This is a genomic window from Tuberibacillus sp. Marseille-P3662, from assembly GCF_900178005.1.
Taxonomy (GTDB): domain Bacteria; phylum Bacillota; class Bacilli; order Bacillales; family Sporolactobacillaceae; genus Marseille-P3662.
Map to the genome: position 1 here is coordinate 168,988 of NZ_FXBS01000005.1, position 16,781 is coordinate 185,768.

18 protein-coding genes and 1 riboswitch are annotated in these 16,781 nt (G+C 42.3%); of the genes, 15 read left to right on the forward strand and 3 right to left on the reverse strand.

From position 1 onward, the window contains the following. The first annotated feature begins 114 nt into the window (after window positions 1–114). The 9 genes from B9Y89_RS06925 to B9Y89_RS06970 all read left to right on the forward strand — a co-directional run bounded on the left by B9Y89_RS06925 (window position 115) and on the right by B9Y89_RS06970 (window position 8,507). Window positions 115–1,086 (forward strand): nuclease-related domain-containing protein, encoded by a 972-nt coding sequence (locus B9Y89_RS06925; protein ID WP_085522506.1) that lies wholly within the window; start codon window positions 115–117, stop codon window positions 1,084–1,086. 294 nt (window positions 1,087–1,380) lie between these two features. Continuing rightward, window positions 1,381–1,698, forward strand: coding sequence for a DUF3870 domain-containing protein (locus tag B9Y89_RS06935; RefSeq protein WP_085522508.1), 318 nt, complete (start codon window positions 1,381–1,383; stop codon window positions 1,696–1,698). 111 nt (window positions 1,699–1,809) lie between these two features. Next, window positions 1,810–2,976 (forward strand): DUF819 family protein, encoded by a 1,167-nt coding sequence (locus B9Y89_RS06940; protein ID WP_085522509.1) that lies wholly within the window; start codon window positions 1,810–1,812, stop codon window positions 2,974–2,976. A 13-nt stretch (window positions 2,977–2,989) separates the two neighbouring features. Then, entirely contained in the window at window positions 2,990–4,057 is a 1,068-nt protein-coding gene (locus B9Y89_RS06945; RefSeq protein ID WP_085522510.1) for a dipeptide epimerase, read from the forward strand. A 20-nt stretch (window positions 4,058–4,077) separates the two neighbouring features. After that, window positions 4,078–5,103, forward strand: a complete 1,026-nt coding sequence (locus tag B9Y89_RS06950; RefSeq protein ID WP_085522511.1) for a C40 family peptidase — start codon at window positions 4,078–4,080, stop codon at window positions 5,101–5,103. Between the two features lie 265 nt (window positions 5,104–5,368). Then, complete coding sequence (locus tag B9Y89_RS06955) at window positions 5,369–6,418, forward strand: LLM class flavin-dependent oxidoreductase (protein WP_085522512.1); 1,050 nt, start codon at window positions 5,369–5,371, stop codon at window positions 6,416–6,418. 23 nt (window positions 6,419–6,441) lie between these two features. Further along, window positions 6,442–7,392, forward strand: a complete 951-nt coding sequence (locus tag B9Y89_RS06960) for an ATP-grasp domain-containing protein (RefSeq protein ID WP_085522513.1) — start codon at window positions 6,442–6,444, stop codon at window positions 7,390–7,392. Window positions 7,393–7,545: 153 nt separating this feature from the next. After that, window positions 7,546–8,019, forward strand: a complete 474-nt coding sequence (locus B9Y89_RS06965) for a hypothetical protein (protein WP_085522514.1) — start codon at window positions 7,546–7,548, stop codon at window positions 8,017–8,019. After that, entirely contained in the window at window positions 8,016–8,507 is a 492-nt protein-coding gene (locus B9Y89_RS06970; RefSeq protein ID WP_085522515.1) for a hypothetical protein, read from the forward strand. Before B9Y89_RS06965 ends, B9Y89_RS06970 begins: the two co-directional genes overlap by 4 nt. Window positions 8,508–8,635: 128 nt before the next feature. Here the strand turns inward: B9Y89_RS06970 and B9Y89_RS06975 are convergent, their stop codons facing one another. Genes B9Y89_RS06975 through B9Y89_RS06985 form a run of 3 tightly spaced genes read right to left on the reverse strand, consistent with a single transcriptional unit; the run spans window position 8,636 to window position 11,181 of the window. Beyond that, on the reverse strand, window positions 8,636–9,481 hold the full coding sequence (locus tag B9Y89_RS06975) for a MetQ/NlpA family ABC transporter substrate-binding protein (RefSeq protein WP_085522516.1): 846 nt from the start codon (window positions 9,479–9,481) through the stop codon (window positions 8,636–8,638). A gap of 25 nt (window positions 9,482–9,506) precedes the next feature. Next, window positions 9,507–10,169 (reverse strand): methionine ABC transporter permease, encoded by a 663-nt coding sequence (locus B9Y89_RS06980; RefSeq protein ID WP_085522517.1) that lies wholly within the window; start codon window positions 10,167–10,169, stop codon window positions 9,507–9,509. Next, window positions 10,159–11,181: a methionine ABC transporter ATP-binding protein gene (locus B9Y89_RS06985; RefSeq protein WP_085522518.1), complete on the reverse strand. Its 1,023-nt coding sequence runs from the start codon at window positions 11,179–11,181 to the stop codon at window positions 10,159–10,161. Before B9Y89_RS06985 ends, B9Y89_RS06980 begins: the two co-directional genes overlap by 11 nt. Before the next feature lie 101 nt (window positions 11,182–11,282). Beyond that, window positions 11,283–11,392: riboswitch (SAM riboswitch) on the reverse strand. Window positions 11,393–11,551: 159 nt separating this feature from the next. Here B9Y89_RS06985 and B9Y89_RS06990 point away from each other — a divergent pair. The 6 genes from B9Y89_RS06990 (at window position 11,552) to B9Y89_RS07015 (ending at window position 16,714) form a co-directional block, all read left to right on the forward strand. Further along, entirely contained in the window at window positions 11,552–12,658 is a 1,107-nt protein-coding gene (locus B9Y89_RS06990; protein ID WP_085522519.1) for a PRK06851 family protein, read from the forward strand. A 252-nt stretch (window positions 12,659–12,910) separates the two neighbouring features. Next, entirely contained in the window at window positions 12,911–13,987 is a 1,077-nt protein-coding gene (locus B9Y89_RS06995; RefSeq protein WP_176222137.1) for an FUSC family protein, read from the forward strand. Between the two features lie 267 nt (window positions 13,988–14,254). Then, a complete protein-coding gene (locus B9Y89_RS07000) occupies window positions 14,255–14,452 on the forward strand; it encodes a cold-shock protein (RefSeq protein ID WP_085522521.1) in 198 nt (65 codons plus the stop codon). Window positions 14,453–14,597: 145 nt separating this feature from the next. After that, window positions 14,598–16,091 (forward strand): degradosome RNA helicase CshA, encoded by a 1,494-nt coding sequence (locus tag B9Y89_RS07005; protein ID WP_085522522.1) that lies wholly within the window; start codon window positions 14,598–14,600, stop codon window positions 16,089–16,091. Window positions 16,092–16,236: 145 nt separating this feature from the next. Beyond that, window positions 16,237–16,455, forward strand: a complete 219-nt coding sequence (locus B9Y89_RS07010; RefSeq protein WP_085522523.1) for a DUF1659 domain-containing protein — start codon at window positions 16,237–16,239, stop codon at window positions 16,453–16,455. A 40-nt stretch (window positions 16,456–16,495) separates the two neighbouring features. After that, the gene (locus B9Y89_RS07015; protein WP_085522524.1) at window positions 16,496–16,714 is read left to right on the forward strand and encodes a DUF2922 domain-containing protein; all 219 of its coding nucleotides are present in this window, start codon (window positions 16,496–16,498) and stop codon (window positions 16,712–16,714) included. Window positions 16,715–16,781: the final 67 nt, after the last annotated feature.

Below are 16,781 nucleotides of genomic sequence, written 5' to 3' on the forward strand. Positions count from 1 at the left end.
AAATTATGTATTTACGTTTGATCTATGAATCATTATTATATAGAAAAGCGGTGGAATGTTAGGTGAAAAAGTCCGCAAAAAAGAGGGCAATAATAATATAGGAGGGTTACTTATTTGATTGTCAAAAAAAGATCTGTTCCGCTTAAACTAGAAATGGATGAGGCATTGTTAAGAAGACTGGTCCATGGTCACGTAAAACGGCAGGACATTCAAACGGATGCAACCAAGAGAAGCGCTGGTTACCGCGGTGAAATGTCATTAGATTATTACCTCGACGGCCTACCCCAGACTGAATATCGGATTTTTAATGATCTTCGACTTCCTGCACGCCATGGCAGTGTCTTTCAAATCGACACATTAGTCCTCTCAAAGTTCTTTGCTCTCATTATTGAAGTCAAAAATATAGCTGGGACGCTGTTCTTCGATACATCTTTCCATCAGCTGATTAGATCATATCTAGACAAGGAAGAAGGCTTTATCGATCCACTCTCACAGGTTGAACGTCATAAGTTCGAATGGCACACATTTTTACATAATAATAACCTCACACCTTTGCCGATTGAAACGCTCGTCAGCATTAGTAACCCCAAAACCATCCTCAAAACAACACCTAACAATCAAGCTGTGTATGAAAAGGTCATTCATAATGAGCAACTGCTAAATAAAATCAATGAATTAAAAACGAAATATCACAATCCCGTTATGAGTTCTAATAGGCTAGATCAAATCAGTGAATGCTTATTGCAGGCACATCAACCGCCCGCATTTAATATCCTTGAGACTTATGGTATTGATAAAAAAGACATTAGACGTGGTGTCCAATGCCCTAATTGTGGAACCTTTGCAATGAAACGTATTGTTCGAAATTGGTATTGCCCCTTCTGTCAATCCTATTCGAAAGCAGCTCATGAACAAGCGATAAGAGACTATCTTCTTCTTATTCATCCATTTATCACCAACCAAGCGTGTTGTCAATTTCTCCATATTCCATCCCGACATGTTGCCAATAGAATTTTAAATTCAATGAATCTATGCTCTCAAGGATCAACCAAAGGTAGACATTATTATCTTCCTAAAAATGGATAAGAGCGCAATAAACGGTCTAAAGAGCGCAATTCCTTGTAGAAAGGCCGCAATTCCACGTAAAAATAGCGCAATTCTCATTCAACTCGCCGCAATTAACCCCTTATGGGCAGGACAGATCAAAAGTTCGACATATTTTTTAACAATCATATTGAAATCGCATACACCATATGCTAAAGTAATGATGAAAATTCAAAAATTCAAAATCCCGGAAAGCGCACATTCTGTAATGTCTATCTGTTTTCATCGACAGGTATCCCATGCGGAAGATGTTGGAACTTTCTGAGGAGTGATAAAGTGTACGAACAGAATACCGTTGATTTTGTCGGTGAAGCTAAATCACCGGAGAATAACCCAATTACGAAACAATACACGACGTTTTTCGCTGGGTTTGTCATAAACCGTGAGAATGGCGAAATTATAGATGTTGATTGTACAGCCATTCTCGACTCTACGAAACAATTTATTCAAGCCCTGTTTATTGGCAAAAGTTTTTGTGATCCAGATGGGGTCATTAAAGCCATCGAGGAAAGATACTTTGGCTCTTCACAAAAAGCTTTGATTGTCGCATTCAAGAATGCCCAGAAAAAATATGATGACACCCTGCAAAAGTAGGGAAGCTGCTTTATCTATTTGATGCGTAGGTAAAACCCAGCTGATAGGAATCAATCTTTTCCTATTGGCTGGGTTTTTATCATATATATCATTAAAAAGGGAGGTATCGATATGATACAAGATGGTTTTTTATACCTTGGCGTTATGATTGGATTAGCTGGACTTATCGCCTATATCGAAAAAAGTTCAGCAAGCCGGTTTTTCAATGTTGTTCCTGGTATTATCCTTATTTATTTGGTTGGCGCCTTTCTGAAAACAACCGGAATTCTCGGTTCTTCAGATGCCATTGACTCAGCCTATAGCAATGTTCGCGGCGCATTACTGCCAACCCTCATTTTATTAATGTTATTGAACTGTGATCTGAGGAAATTGATCAAGTTAGGCCCGAAAATGCTGCTGGGGTATTTTACAGCTGTTGTCAGTATTATCTTAGGATTTGTCATCACTTTTCTTATCTTTAAAGGGCTATACGTATCTGATACGTGGCAGGCGCTTGGGGCGCTAGCGGGAAGCTGGACAGGTGGCTCAGCCAATATGGTCATCATTCAAGGTATTCTCGATGTTCCGGAAAATATTTTTGGTTATGCCCTTATTATGGATACCATCAATTATTCGACATGGGTAATGGCTATGTTTTGGCTGGTTCCTTTTGCAGCGATTTTTAATCGCTGGGCGAAGGCGAATACATCGCACTTAGATGAAGTGAGTTCTGAACTCATCGCTGAACACGAAGAAAAGCAGGACCAATCGGTGTCCTTTGTTCATATCATTGGTTTGTTTGCGATCGGTCTGTTCACGGCTGCAGTTGCGACAAAAGTAGGCAGTCTGTTACCGGAGTTTGGAACGATTGTGAGTACGACGACGTGGACCATTTTTATTGTATCTATTATTGGTATTTTACTAGCGATGACAAAGGTTTCGAAGATCCCAGGTTCGATGGATGTGGCCAATGTTTTGCTTTATGTCGTCATAGCGCTGATCGCCTCGCGTGCCGATTTCTCTGATCTGTTACAGGCACCGATCTATATTGTTTCTGGTTTCATGATCCTTCTTGTGCACGCTGTGATCATGGCGTTGGTGGCTAAGTTGTTCAAACTCGACTTGTTCACACTAGGTGTCTCAAGCTTAGCCAATATCGGTGGTATGGCGTCAGCGCCGCTTTTAGCAGGGGCGTACAATCGGGCTCTCATTCCCATCGGTGTATTAATGGCACTTGCGGGATCATTTATGGGAACTTACTTCGGATTAATAACGGCCAAGATTTTATCAGTATTATAAGGAGATATGAGCAGTGAAAATTGTCGATTTAGAATGCCGTCAGACGTCTGTAGCATTAAATCAACCTTTTAAAACCGCACTAAGAACAGCAACCGCTATAGAAACAGTTGAAGTCGTCCTTCATTTGGATACAGGACACATTGGTTTGGGATCGGCTGTATCAACCTGGAAGATCACTGGAGAATCTTTAAGCAGTATTCAAGCTGCTATCACCGGACCGATCTATGAGACTATTAAAAACCGGAGCATTCTGGACTTGGAACGTTTACTGGTGGATGTTGATCGCAGTTGTGTCGCTAACTCAAGTGCTAAAGCTGCCGTGGACATCGCGCTCCATGATCTATATTGCCATGTGTTTGATTTGCCGCTCTATGCCTTGCTTGGGGGTCGTATGCAAGGGTTAGAAACCGATATGACAATATCCATTGATGAACCTGAAGTGATGAAGGCGGACGCTGCCAAATGCTTGCAACAAGGGTATGACGTGCTGAAAATAAAAGTGGGTAACCATGAGCAAGAGGATATTGCACGGATACAATCGGTTAAGGCAGCTGTTGGTGATCATGTGCGCTTGCGGTTAGACGCTAATCAGGGGTGGACCAGTAAACAGGCTGTGAAAATGATTCAGTACTTTGAAGATCATAATATCGCGATTGAATGGGTCGAACAGCCTGTCGCTATGCATGACTTTGCAGGATTAAAATTTGTTCGCGACCGCGTCGCAACCCCGATTATGGCTGATGAAAGTGTCTTTTCATCCCATGACGCTTTCCATCTTCTAAAGGAAGAGGCTGTTGATCTACTAAATATTAAACTAATGAAATCCGGTGGCATTCGCCGAGCTTGTCAAATTGCCGATGTCGCAGAAGCAGCGGGTGTGGCATGTATGATGGGCAGTATGATGGAATCCCAATTGTCGGTGACAGCTGCCGCTCATGTGGCCACTGCTCATCGGAATATCACCCATTATGACCTCGATGCGCCATTATGGCTTAATCATGAATCAATGCGTGGGGGGATGCAATTCGACGGAAAAGTGATCACGTTACCGGATGGTGCAGGACTTGGCATTGAAAAATAACTTTTTGGAGGTATTATTATATGACAAAACGTTACTCTAAGTTCATTTATGCTTTAGTTGTTGTGCTCATTGCGAGTGTGTTAAATCCTTTATATGGTCATGCCGATGCCGCTACACAACATCAAGTGCAAAAAACATCGTATATTGATGTATCTGTTGCTACGCTATGGTCTGAACCAGGATTGAATCGGCCCGTTGATGCACCAACGATTTCTAATCCCGTCGATATGTGGGAGTGGACGACAAGCATGACCTTAGATCAGAAGTTAAATTTAGTTGGCAACCTACAAACCCAGGGACTTTATGGGCAGGAAGTGACCATTCTTGAGGAACAGGGTCAATGGGCTAAAGTCGCTGTCCATGGTCAGCCGACACCCAAGAATCAGTTAGGCTATCCTGCTTGGATGCCGAAACGCCAGCTTGCCAATCATGCGATGTATGACCACATGAAAAACAGCAGAGCCTTTGCTCAAGTAACCGACCCGACGGCATGGCTTTATGATGATAAGCAACAGAAGCGAAAATTTAAAGAAATCAGTTTTAATACGCGTCTTCCCGTAATTACTAAAGTAGGGGATACAGCCCTAGTCGCGACACCGAGTAACGGGATGAAATGGATCGCTGCATCTGACGTTACGATCTATGACTCTGAAAAAGATATTCCTAAGCCTACGGGTGAAGATCTTGTCGAAACGGCGAAGCAATTCCTAGGCTTACCGTACCTATGGGCAGGTGTGTCTGGATTTGGTTTTGACTGCTCAGGTTTCACCTATACCATTCATCGGGCACATGGCGTCACTATTCCGCGTGATTCAAGCGTTCAGGCAGAAAACGGAAAGCCAGTGGCTAAGGAAGACTTGAAAAAAGGCGACCTCCTATTTTTTGCCTATAATGAAGGAAAAGGCAGCGTACATCACGTAGGTATGTATATCGGTAATGGCCAAATGATCCATTCCCCGAACTCTAGCAGCACTGTTGAAATCATTGATGTCTTTGACTCAGCCTATGCCAAGGAGTTTGCTGGAGCTAGAAGATATATAGATTAATGAGTCATATTATTTCCCGGAAATCAAAATGGATTGGGGCTCTCAAGGTAACTTGAGGGCCTGTTTTTGTTTTTTCATATTTAGGAATATCGGCGTGATTTCAGCAAAAGCACCGCAATTCCATGGCATACTCATACCTAATAAAATAGCGAGCAATTCTTACCGAGTCAAAACCTTTGACCAAAACCCAAGCAAGGTGGTAGGCTTAGTGTAATTTTAAACTGTGGGAACATTTTGTTTAATTGACAACAAGGAGTTGAGCTTGATGAGATATGGTTTTTGGCTGCCTATTTTTGGCGGCTGGTTACGGAACGTAAATGATGAGCAGATGCCGCCAACGTTTGATTATGCCAAAGAAGTGGTCCAATCAGCGGAACAATGGGGCTATGATACAACATTAATTGCGGAACTGTATTTAAATGATATCAAAGGCACCGAAGCCGATACGCTTGAAGCATGGACAACAGCGGCGGGGCTAGCGTCGGTAACGGATTCGATGGAAATCATGGCGGCGGTCCGTCCTGTTTTTCATAATCCAGCGGTGACAGCTAAGATGGCTGCTAATATTGATCATATCAGCGGCGGACGGTTTACGCTGAATATTGTTTCCGGTTGGTGGGCGGAAGAGGCCCGCCAGTATGGCGGCGCTTTTACAGAACATGACGAACGTTATGAGCGGACGAAAGAATTTTTAGATGTGATGAGAGGCCTTTGGACAGAAGATCAGTTCAGTTATAAAGGCAAATTCTATGACATTGAAAACACACGCTTAGAGCCAAAGCCTGTTCAGCAACCGAATCCGAAGCTGTATGCGGGTGGTGAAAGTGAACAAGGGAAAAACATCATCACCTCCCAATGTGATGCTTATGTGATGCATGGGGGTACTGTGGATGAAATTCACGACAAGGTAACGGATATGAAACAACGTCGCCAAGAAGCGGGCAAGGATCCTTTCCAATCGTTTGGACTCGCTGCGTTCGTGATTTGCCGGGATTCTGAGGAAGAAGCGTTGGCTGAACTCGAGCGGATTACTCAAGACAACGAATCGGCTGCCGGTTTCGAAAGCATGGCGGATTTCACGAATAAGTCACAGTTGGAGCAAGAGGTCAAACGGTTTGATTATTCTGTCTCCAATCGTGGACTAAGACCACGGTTGATTGGCACACCAGAGCAAATCGCTGATAAAATCTTAGAATTTGAAGATGCCGGCGTTAATCTATTATTGCTACAATGCTCACCGCAGCTCGAAGAAATGGAACGCTTTTCAAAACAAGTTATGCCGCTTGTTGAACAAAGACGTCAGGCCGTTCAATGAAAATGAGGAAGGAGTGATGCACGATGGCGAAGGTATACATTATTCATGAGAATTCAGATTGGACTGAACATCTAACGCAACGACTGGATGAATTAAACGTCCCATACGAAGAATGGTTCCTCGATGAAGGAACCTTGGATTTAACAGAAGAACCGCCTGAGGGTGTGTTCTATAATCGTATGAGTGCTTCTTCCCATACCCGCGATCACCGGTTTGCACCTGAATATACGCAAGCTGTCCTCCATTGGTTAGAAAGCCATGGGAGGAAAGTATTCAATGGCCGGCGGGCACTGGAACTTGAAGTGAGTAAAGTGGCGCAATATCAGGCGCTCGGTGTGCATGGTGTACGAACACCGAAAACCGTTGCAGCGGTTGGTGGGAAGGAGCAGGTTATTCAAGCAGCAAAGGCATTTGGTACAACACCGTTTATCACAAAACACAATCGAGCGGGAAAAGGATTGGGCGTGCAGTTGTTTAATTCCATTGCAGCTTTAGAGCAATACGTTGAGTCCCCTGAATTTGAGGTGCCCATTGACGGCATAACACTCATTCAGGAATACATTGATTCACCTGAATCCTCTATTACCCGTTGTGAGTTTGTCGGCGGCCAATTTTTATATGCGGTGAGAGTGGACACTTCAGAAGGCTTTGAACTATGCCCCGCTGATGCATGTACCATTGACGACTTAAATTGCCCGATCGATGGCGAAAGTTCAGGCGAACAGTTCTTAATTATTGAGAACTTTAATGAATCCATCATTCAGCAATATCAAGCATTTTTGCAGGAGAATCAGATCGCCTTTGCCGGTATTGAATTTATTCGTGACAAAGATGGGCAAATTTACACTTACGACGTGAATACAAATACGAACTATAACTCAGATGCTGAAGCTAAAGTTAACAAATACGGTATGTTGGAGATTGCGAAATATTTGCGCGAGCAATTAGAATACGCCACAGGAACAAAAGTCTAAGCATCCGTTAGGCTAAGTCAGTTCATTAACCGATCCAAAAAAGGTAAGGGCTTATTAATCATGTTAATAGGTCCTTACCTTTTTATTTCTGTATATTTTCTTTGGAAATCAAAACAATAATCATAGCAAAAGAATTTGAACGGAGGTTACATCATGGGATTTGCCGTTTTTTGCTTGGCTTCATGGCTCATTATTGTCATATTTGCCCTTATACCAAAAAAATTCTCTATTGTAGAGAATACATTTGTGTTTTTAATCTTACTGATCTTAACGATTAATGTATCATGGATCGTTTTTGAGGAAATGTCCCTGATTAAAGAAACGCAAGAGGGGATGAAGCACGTTTCCTTTTTACTGAACCGGAGTGTCATCATTCCAATGACATTAATTACGCAATTAAATCTCGTTTATCGAACCAAGACCTTTACAGGATCCCTATTAACGATGATGGCTTCCTTGGTATTTTTACTTATAATGAGAGGCTTTTCCCTCTATTTTAATATCATTACCTATGTTAAGTGGAACTTTGGCTATGATGTGATCTATTTAATCGTCATGTATGTCATCACGTTTTTCGCACTTTACTTATTTAGAAAATTGACGCATGGTGAGGTGGATGTTTCATGATGTTATGGGAACATTTTGACAAAAATGAAATATATTTATCGATCGCCTTTGTCATCGTATATGCTATTTTTTTCCTTTTGCCAAAGCGATTCCCTCGGGATGTGACCATGATGTATTTAGTATGGGGATTTGCTATTGCAACTTTATTTGATTTTACCATCGGAGGAGGGCTCATTAATTTCTACCAGGTCAATGATTCAGGGGATTATGAATTGTTTGATGTGGTGACTTACTTTATGTTCGCGCCGATCAGTTACTTTTTTATTTACATCTATGATGCATTAGGCATTAATAAAAAAACCGTCATTGGGTTCATTATCGTATGGACGATCATTGGCTTAGGGGCCGAGTGGGTATCCTCTGTGATGGGTGTCACTCATCACCAACGAGGTTATCAAATCCCTTATTCCGTCCCAGTTTTTCTCGTTGTCCAAACAATAACTTTGCTTTACTATGAACTGATTATGAAATTTAAGCGGCAAGGTTAAAAAGGATATAGGCACACTGATCTGACCTATATCCTCTGATTTTTTGTATATTCAGGGTGGCTTTCAAAAGCAATGAGTATTATTTCCTTGTTGTCGAGATCGACGGTATCATTCTCGCGTACGTATGCTTACCATCCAATTTTCTTAAGGGGTACAAAAGTTGGAATTAATGAATTGTCAAAGACTTCTTTGATGTGCTCAGCCACATCTTCTTGTTGGTAGATGTCAGCGAGTTTTTGTAATGTTGGATCATCCACGTCCTTGCTTTGGACCGCCAGGATATTGATATAAGGTGTTGCTGTGTCGTCTTCAAGGAACATTGCATCTTTCACAGGTGTGAATCCAGCTTCAACGGCAACGCCATTATTAACTACAGATGCGGCAACATCTGGTATGGACCTCGGTGTTTGTGCAGCAGCAACAGGTTTGAATTTGAGATCCCTTGGATTGCTTTTAATAGCTTTCAAGGTACCGACACCATCAAAATCTTTTGGCAGTTCAATTAAACCAGCTGATTGTAAAAGTAAGAGCGCCCGCCCCATGTTAGTGGCTTCTTTAGGCAGGGCAATTTGGGCGCCATCAGGAATGTTCTTAGGTGACTTGAATTTATCTGAATATAGGCCCATAGGTGCAATAATTGTTGTTGCGATCGGTTTTAAATCAAGATCACGTTCTTTAATAAACGAATCGAAATAGGAAACCGTCTGGAATGCATTCATATCAATATCGCCGGCCGCTAACGCCAGATTCGGGCGAACATAGTCGGAAAATTTTTTGAGTTGAACGTTAATCCCTTTGTTAGCCGCCTTTTTCTTAACATAATTCCAAATCGGCACGCCTGAAGGGTTGACGCCAACCTTTACTGTTTTGTCTTCGGTGTTGCCGCTCTCTGAACTTGATGCGCTGTTACCACAACCACTTAAGACACCGATGCTGAGTAAAGACAATGTGATGATAGCGATGTATTTTTTCATGAGTCAATCTCCCTTTTAATTGAGTTTATCGCCTTCTGATTGCGCGGGATAAATGATTACCTGTTGTTTGCACCAATTGAACGATAACAATTAATAATATAACCGTGACAATCATGACGTCTGTTTTGAACATTTGATAACCGTAAGTAATAGCCAAGTCACCAAGACCGCCGCCGCCAACGAAGCCGGCCATCGCAGTCGCACCGATGAGACCAATGGTTGCAATGGTAATATTAAGAACGAGTGAACTGAGGGCCTCTGGTAAAAGGACGCGGAAAATAATTTGCCTAGGTTTTGCCCCCATGGATTCAGCAGCTTCAATCACACCAGGATCGACTTCCAAAAGACTTGTTTCCACGAGCCGGCCGATGTATGGAGCGGCAAAGATAACGAGCGGCACAATCGTCGCAGTAGTACCAATCGATGTATGTACAAGCAACCGGGTAAATGGAATGATGGCAACGAGTAAAATAATAAACGGGACCGAACGGATAATATTGATGATTGGATTTAAAATATTGAAAATGATTTTGTTCTCTAATAGGTGACCCGGTCTTGTAACGACCACAGCAATGCCTAAGGGTAACCCGATGCAGGTTGCAAATATGAGAGATATCCCCACCATTAGAAAGGTTTCATAGGTTGCATTGGCAACGGTCAGCCAAAAGCTGCTCCATTCAATTTGCATGAGCTAAGACCTCCTGAACTTGGACGTTTTGATTGATATAATGTTTGGCCCTGTTAATTTCACTCGCCTCACCTTGAAGTTCAATCATTAAATGGCCAAACGGTGTCTCCTGGAGTTCGGTAATCTGCCCGTATAAGACATTGACGTTGACATTAAATTGTTTTGCGACATCGGACAGAATCGGCTGACTTGTTGAATCACCAATGAATGTAACGCGATAAATATGTTCTGCACCGTTTTCCAGCGATTTTATGATGGATGCCGGTATGTCATCCTGCATAACCGAACTGACAAAATTTTGGGCGGTTGTGGTTTCAGGGGCGGAAAACACATCAAAAATGCTTCCTTCCTCAATGATTTGTCCGTTTTCCATCACAGCTACCCGGTTGCAAATATCACGAATCACCTGCATCTCATGTGTAATCATGAGAATGGTTATTTTGTATTCACGGTTAATCTTTTTTAACAACTTTAAAATAGATGCCGTGGTATCCGGGTCTAAAGCTGATGTTGCTTCATCGCATAGGAGGACATCAGGTGAAGTGGCTAACGCCCGCGCAATACCGACACGTTGTTTTTGTCCGCCGGAGAGCTGGTCTGGGTATTGATCAGCCTGTTGACTGAGTCCGACAAATTTTAGTAATTCCTCAACCCGTCTTTTAATAGCTGATGAATTTTCACCGAGAAGTTTCAAAGGAAAAGCGATATTGTCATAGATTTTTTTGGATTCTAAAAGATTAAAATGTTGGAAAATCATCCCGATTTTCTTCCGTTCTTCACGGAGTTTAGGTTTGGCTAGTCTCGTTAAATCAGTATTGTTAATGATGACCTGACCGTGGTCAGGATATTCAAGCAAATTCACACACCTTAACAGTGTGCTTTTACCTGCCCCGCTAAAGCCGATGACACCATATATATCACCTTTCTCAACAGTTAAGTTCACGTTGTCGATGGCTTTAATTTGTGATTCACCCGAATCGTAGACTTTCGTGAGTCCTTTCAGTTCAATCATTGCTGCCTCACTCCCTTGTAAACGTAAATAAGCATAATAAAAACCCCTCTTCAGTAAGAAGAGGGGTTCAAATCATTATTGCATATGAAACAACCACGCTCTTCTTATCTTACAAGCCTAAAGACTTGTCGGAATTGGCACGGTGCTTCATGTTTTGAAGCCCGCTGCCGAGGTTTCAAAGGGCCGTTCCCTCCACCTCTCTGGATAAGAAGTTATCCGTATAGGGTTTTTAATTTAAAAATAATGATACGAGATCATGACACAACTGTCAATCATAATTTTTGTATCCTAGGCACTCACCTATTACAAAGGCTGCGCATACCTTAGAGTATTGAGTCAATGATTGATCTTAAATGGGAGGCGTCAGTACATGTCAGGTCAGGTCTTAAATTACTATGCAGGCGGGAATACCGCCCGAGGCTTTCATGATCTTTTTGCTACGAATCTAGAACATCTTGAACGTGTATTTATTCTAAAAGGCGGTCCAGGAACAGGTAAATCTTCGTTAATGAAAACCATTGGTGAAACATGGCTCGAAAAAGGATTTGATATTGAATATTTACATTGCGCATCCGATAATGGTTCCATTGATGGTGTGATTATTCCGACATTAACAGTGGGTATTGTTGATGGAACGGCACCGCATGTGATTGAGCCAAAAGCTCCTGGAGCTATCGAGGAGTATGTCAATCTAGGTGTAGCATGGGATTCGGAAGCATTAGCCAAAGAAAAAGATCAGATTTTAAGCATTCAGAAAAATAATCGTGCGGCATATGACGCCGCATATGCTTGCTTTCAAGAAGCGTTAACAATTCACGATGAGTGGGAGGCGTATTACATTGACCATCTTGATCGTGAGCAAGCCAACCAACTGACAGATGAATTGATCAATAGACTTTATGGGGACCAAGTATTGAATAAGACGGCGGATGTCCGGCATCGCTTTTTGGGAGCTGCGACGCCACAAGGTGCCGTTGATTTCATACCGAATTTAACATCAGACGTCGCTAAACGTTATTTTATTAAAGGTCGTCCGGGATCGGGTAAATCAACCATGTTGAAGACGCTGGCAAAGATGGCTGAAGACCGTGGTTTTGATGTTGAGGTTTATCATTGTGGTTTTGATCCGTATAGTCTAGATATGATTATTGTTAGAGAATTAGATTTTGCGATTTTTGATAGCACGGCGCCGCATGAACATTATCCAGAACGTGACAGTGACGAAGTGATTGATATGTATGAGCGGGTCATCGAACCAGGTGTTGATGAAAAATATGCCGTTGGATTAAAAGATGTATCGGAACGATATTCGGAAAGAATGAAAGAAGCAACAGCCCATTTGGCGAATGCCAAGGCATGGCATGATCAACTTGAAACCATCTACGTTAACGCCATGGATTTCACTAAAATTGATGATATCACGGAGCAAATCAAATCGGAAATTGTGTGTCGTGAAGATCGTTCTGTGGCAAAATAACATCATAATAAATGTAAAACAGCGCAATTCCGTTTAAAAACAGCGCAATTATGTGCAGGAAAGCGCAATTCTCTTTAAAGAAGCCGCAAATCACTTTACAATTGCCACAATTAATCATAAAATCAACCGAATACGAGGGTGCCCAAGTATTTTATTTCTAGGGTACCCTCGTATATTATTTGAAACATTATGCAAGGACCCTTTCTCGTACATAATATGGGAAGATGGTCGTTTATAAATGAGGGATTCAACATGCTGTTCAGAGAGAGTATCAATGTTTTTCAGAAGATCGGACTGACGTTTCAAGTGGCCAAAACAGCTCTGGCGGCTGGTTTGTCTTGGTTTTTTGCTAATAATGTTGTTGATAGTGCCTTTCCAATATTTGCGCCGTTGGCAGCGATTTTGATCATCCAAGTGGCTGTGTTTGATACGTTAGAAAGGGCTTTTTATCGAGTCATGGGGGCGGTTGGCGGCGTCTGTATCGGCATTATCATTGGACAGTGGTTGCCGCTTAATGCTTTATCAATCACATTGGTTGTGTTAATCAGTTTCGGCATTTCGACGGCTTTAAAATTTCCCCCTTATTTATTGGTACAAATTAGCGTTAGTGCTTTACTCGTGTTATTTTTCGGTCAACAGGAGGCCTATGCGCTTGCAAGAATTTTTGAAACTTTAATTGGTTCGGTCACAGGCGTCTTAATCAATATTTTGATTCGCCCGCCGAACCCTATACCAGCGTTTGAACGCAGAATGCCTGAACTTTGTCATAAAACCGCAACGGTCTTACGTGGCGTGGAAATGTCCAATCAATCCAACCATGATGTGATGTACAGCTTATTGGAAGCGAGACGCTTGGTGGCTGAAGCCGAGGATATTTTTCAAGAATTAGAATCAGCCAGAAAAAACCTTCGCTATAGCCCGCTGCAGAAGAAAGCTCGAAGTCAAATTAGTGAGCTTATCCATCATATGAAAGTGATTGAACGAATGATCATTCAAGTGAGGGGAATTGTTAGAAGTTTAATGGATATTAATACGAAAACGGATCATGTCTACAATCTTAGCAAGACTATTAGATCCGTCTCAGGATGTCTGAACTTATTTGGAAGTTTTGTCAGTTATTCAAATAAAGTTTCTGTTGAATTGTTACGGGATGCTTTAAATAAAGCGCAGCAAGAATTAGAATCGAATTACCATATCATTCATGAACAAGAGAAAGATACGACAGTGATCATGAATTTAGGCAGTGTATTTACAGACTTTAGTCGAATTTTGTTGGAAATTAAGACAGCGTTGGGAGATATCGAGAACAGAAATCAAGGAAATCAGTGAAGGATGCTTGATTACATAAATAATTTGAGTCAGACTGTATAATTCTTAAGAAAACATGGTATCTTGTTAGATAGGAGCATCGGCTTGATTTGAATAAACTTTCCTTCATCCATTGCTTTTGATATGATCTTATGATAAGCTTATAAAGTTAAAAAGTACGGACATCGAAAAACCTTTATCGGCCTCTGATGAATTGCCCTAATGGACGAAAGAAGTGTTTGACGGTATTCAACTTTTTATCCAATTTAATTAGGGAGGCCGACTCAAATGGAAGGTACAGTTAAATGGTTTAATTCCGAAAAAGGGTACGGATTTATTGAGAGAGAAGGCGGCGACGATGTTTTCGTTCACTTCTCAGCGATCGAAGGTGAAGGATTCAAAACGCTTGAAGATGGTGAATCAATTAAATTCGATGTTGAAGAAGGCAGACGCGGACCGCAAGCTGTCAATGTCGTTCGCTTATAATACATGTGATCCACATTGAATCTCAGAAAGGGCGTATTCCGTGTATGGAATCACGCCCTTTTTTCACTAGACATGACCGGTGTATGGATAGACCGGCAAGAGCTTGAATAAAAAGTTATATAAAAAGTAAAGGAGTTAATGGTTTTTGGTATTATTTTCACAGTTAAATCTTCACGAACCACTTCTCAAAGCTGTTAGCCAAATGGGCTATGAAGAAATGACATCCATTCAGGAAGAAGCGATTCCTCCGGGATTGGAACGTCAGGATATCATCGGTCAGGCACAGACGGGTACAGGAAAAACGGCTGCATTTGGGATTCCACTCATTCAAAATCTGCAAACAGAAAGTAGAAACGCACAAGGTGTTGTGCTCGCTCCTACCCGTGAATTAGCGATACAAGTCGCCGATGAATTGAATAAGATCGGCAGAGTTAAAGGTATTAGAACTTTGGCTGTATACGGCGGCCAAGATATTGATCGCCAAATTAAAGCTTTAAAGCGCCGGCCACAGATTATTGTCGGGACCCCGGGACGTTTTATGGATCATATGCGTCGTAAAACGATTCGCCTTGATGATGTGTCGACAGTTGTTCTTGATGAAGCTGACGAAATGCTTAGCATGGGCTTTATTGAGGATATTGAGACAATCCTTGGAGCAATCCCGACCCAACACCACACAATGTTGTTCTCCGCGACTATGCCGAAGCAACTGCAAAACATCGCTGAGAAGTTTATGCATCAACCCAAGGTCATTGCGGTTAAAGCTCAAGAATTGACGGTCACCAATATTGAACAGCATTACTATGTAATTAAGGAAAGAGAAAAGTTTGATACTCTGACGCGGTTGTTTGATATTTACACCCCAGAACTAGCCATTATTTTTGGCCGGACGAAACGCCGGGTGGATGAATTGACGGAGGCGCTGACAAAGCGCGGCTTTAACGTTGAGGGGATTCACGGTGATTTGCGGCAAAAACAACGTGACCGCGTTCTAACGCAGTTCCGGCGAGGAACCATTGATATCCTTGTCGCTACGGACGTTGCGGCTAGAGGACTTGATATTAGTGGCGTAACCCACGTCATCAACTTTGATATCCCGCAGGATCCTGAAAGCTATGTGCACCGCATCGGCCGGACCGGTCGGGCAGGTAAGAGTGGTTGGGCCTTTACATTTGTGACCCCGCCGGAGATGGATCATTTGCGCAAAATTGAGGGCATGACGAAAAAGCAATTAAGCAAACAGCCGAAACCGTCGGAGGCTGAAGCCCTTCAAGGCCGTCAACAGCATGCGATCCAACAATTGTTGGATGTTGTGAACGACGGTTCTCAATCAAAGCATCAAGGGAAAGCTGAAGAGCTTCTTAAAGAGCATACAGCCGTTGATTTGGTATCAGCAGCTCTTAAAGCTCTAACCAAAGAACCGAGCCAGACGCCGGTCGAAATTACAGATATTCCGCCTGTTAGCGTAAAACGAGACAGAGGTGGAGGCGGTTCCCGCCAACGCAACAATCGTAACAAAGGCGGCGGTCGGCCTCATAATAAAGGCAGAGGCTACCAAAAAGGCCGGAACAATAATTATAAATCCTCTAACCGTCGCGGCGGTCAACACAAAAACCGCCGTCAACAACGGAATGACTAGTCATACAAATGAAGTAACGAAAACCCGTATCGAATAATGATACGGGTTTTTTGTATGGAGAGATATTTTATTTTAAAAATATGAGTTAACTCACCCCCTTTTTGTTGTCTGTCTTCTATATATAGGGTGAAGGGAGGTGACAGACATGGCGACTTCAACAAAAGTGGATTCCCGCATGCAGTTAAGCTTTGATGCCGGAGTGGATGAAAAAGGCAGTCCGGTAACTAAGCACAAAAGCTTCAATAACGTCAAAATTTCAGCAACACCTGATCAACTGTACACGATTGCAACAGCACTTGAACCGCTTCAGACATTGCCGCTCATTAACGTTGAGCGCGATGACACGTTAACGATTGCTGGTTAGTACGAAAGATGAATGACAGGAAAGGAAGGGAGGGATTTAAATGGCTAAGCAACTCGATTTGCAATTCTATAATGAAGAAGAGCACACCGTTACCTATAGTCTTGACAACCCTGTTGAACCGGCTGATGCTGCTGCTATTTCAGCGGCGATGGATAGCATCATTGAGCAAGATGCGTTCTCATCCTCTGGCGGTAATCTTGTATCCAAAAAGGGTGCTCGCATCGTTGAACGAAATGTTACAGATATTGAATTGGGTTAAAAGGTTAAAAGGTTAAAAGGAAAGGGAGGGCTAGGCTCTCTCTTTTTTCTATCTTCAAGATAAGGAG

What these genes read in the sequence shown, in the direction of transcription:
- B9Y89_RS06940 (WP_085522509.1), top strand. Translation starts at nt 1,810, where the DNA reads ATGATACAAGATGGTTTTTTATACCTTGGCGTTATGATTGGATTAGCT.
- B9Y89_RS06950 (WP_085522511.1), top strand. Translation starts at nt 4,078, where the DNA reads ATGACAAAACGTTACTCTAAGTTCATTTATGCTTTAGTTGTTGTGCTC.
- B9Y89_RS06955 (WP_085522512.1), top strand. Translation starts at nt 5,369, where the DNA reads ATGAGATATGGTTTTTGGCTGCCTATTTTTGGCGGCTGGTTACGGAAC.
- B9Y89_RS06960 (WP_085522513.1), top strand. Translation starts at nt 6,442, where the DNA reads ATGGCGAAGGTATACATTATTCATGAGAATTCAGATTGGACTGAACAT.
- B9Y89_RS06965 (WP_085522514.1), top strand. Translation starts at nt 7,546, where the DNA reads ATGGGATTTGCCGTTTTTTGCTTGGCTTCATGGCTCATTATTGTCATA.
- B9Y89_RS06970 (WP_085522515.1), top strand. Translation starts at nt 8,016, where the DNA reads ATGATGTTATGGGAACATTTTGACAAAAATGAAATATATTTATCGATC.
- B9Y89_RS06975 (WP_085522516.1), bottom strand. Translation starts at nt 9,481, where the DNA reads ATGAAAAAATACATCGCTATCATCACATTGTCTTTACTCAGCATCGGT.
- B9Y89_RS06980 (WP_085522517.1), bottom strand. Translation starts at nt 10,169, where the DNA reads ATGCAAATTGAATGGAGCAGCTTTTGGCTGACCGTTGCCAATGCAACC.
- B9Y89_RS06985 (WP_085522518.1), bottom strand. Translation starts at nt 11,181, where the DNA reads ATGATTGAACTGAAAGGACTCACGAAAGTCTACGATTCGGGTGAATCA.
- B9Y89_RS06990 (WP_085522519.1), top strand. Translation starts at nt 11,552, where the DNA reads ATGTCAGGTCAGGTCTTAAATTACTATGCAGGCGGGAATACCGCCCGA.
- B9Y89_RS06995 (WP_176222137.1), top strand. Translation starts at nt 12,911, where the DNA reads ATGCTGTTCAGAGAGAGTATCAATGTTTTTCAGAAGATCGGACTGACG.
- B9Y89_RS07000 (WP_085522521.1), top strand. Translation starts at nt 14,255, where the DNA reads ATGGAAGGTACAGTTAAATGGTTTAATTCCGAAAAAGGGTACGGATTT.
- B9Y89_RS07010 (WP_085522523.1), top strand. Translation starts at nt 16,237, where the DNA reads ATGGCGACTTCAACAAAAGTGGATTCCCGCATGCAGTTAAGCTTTGAT.
- B9Y89_RS07015 (WP_085522524.1), top strand. Translation starts at nt 16,496, where the DNA reads ATGGCTAAGCAACTCGATTTGCAATTCTATAATGAAGAAGAGCACACC.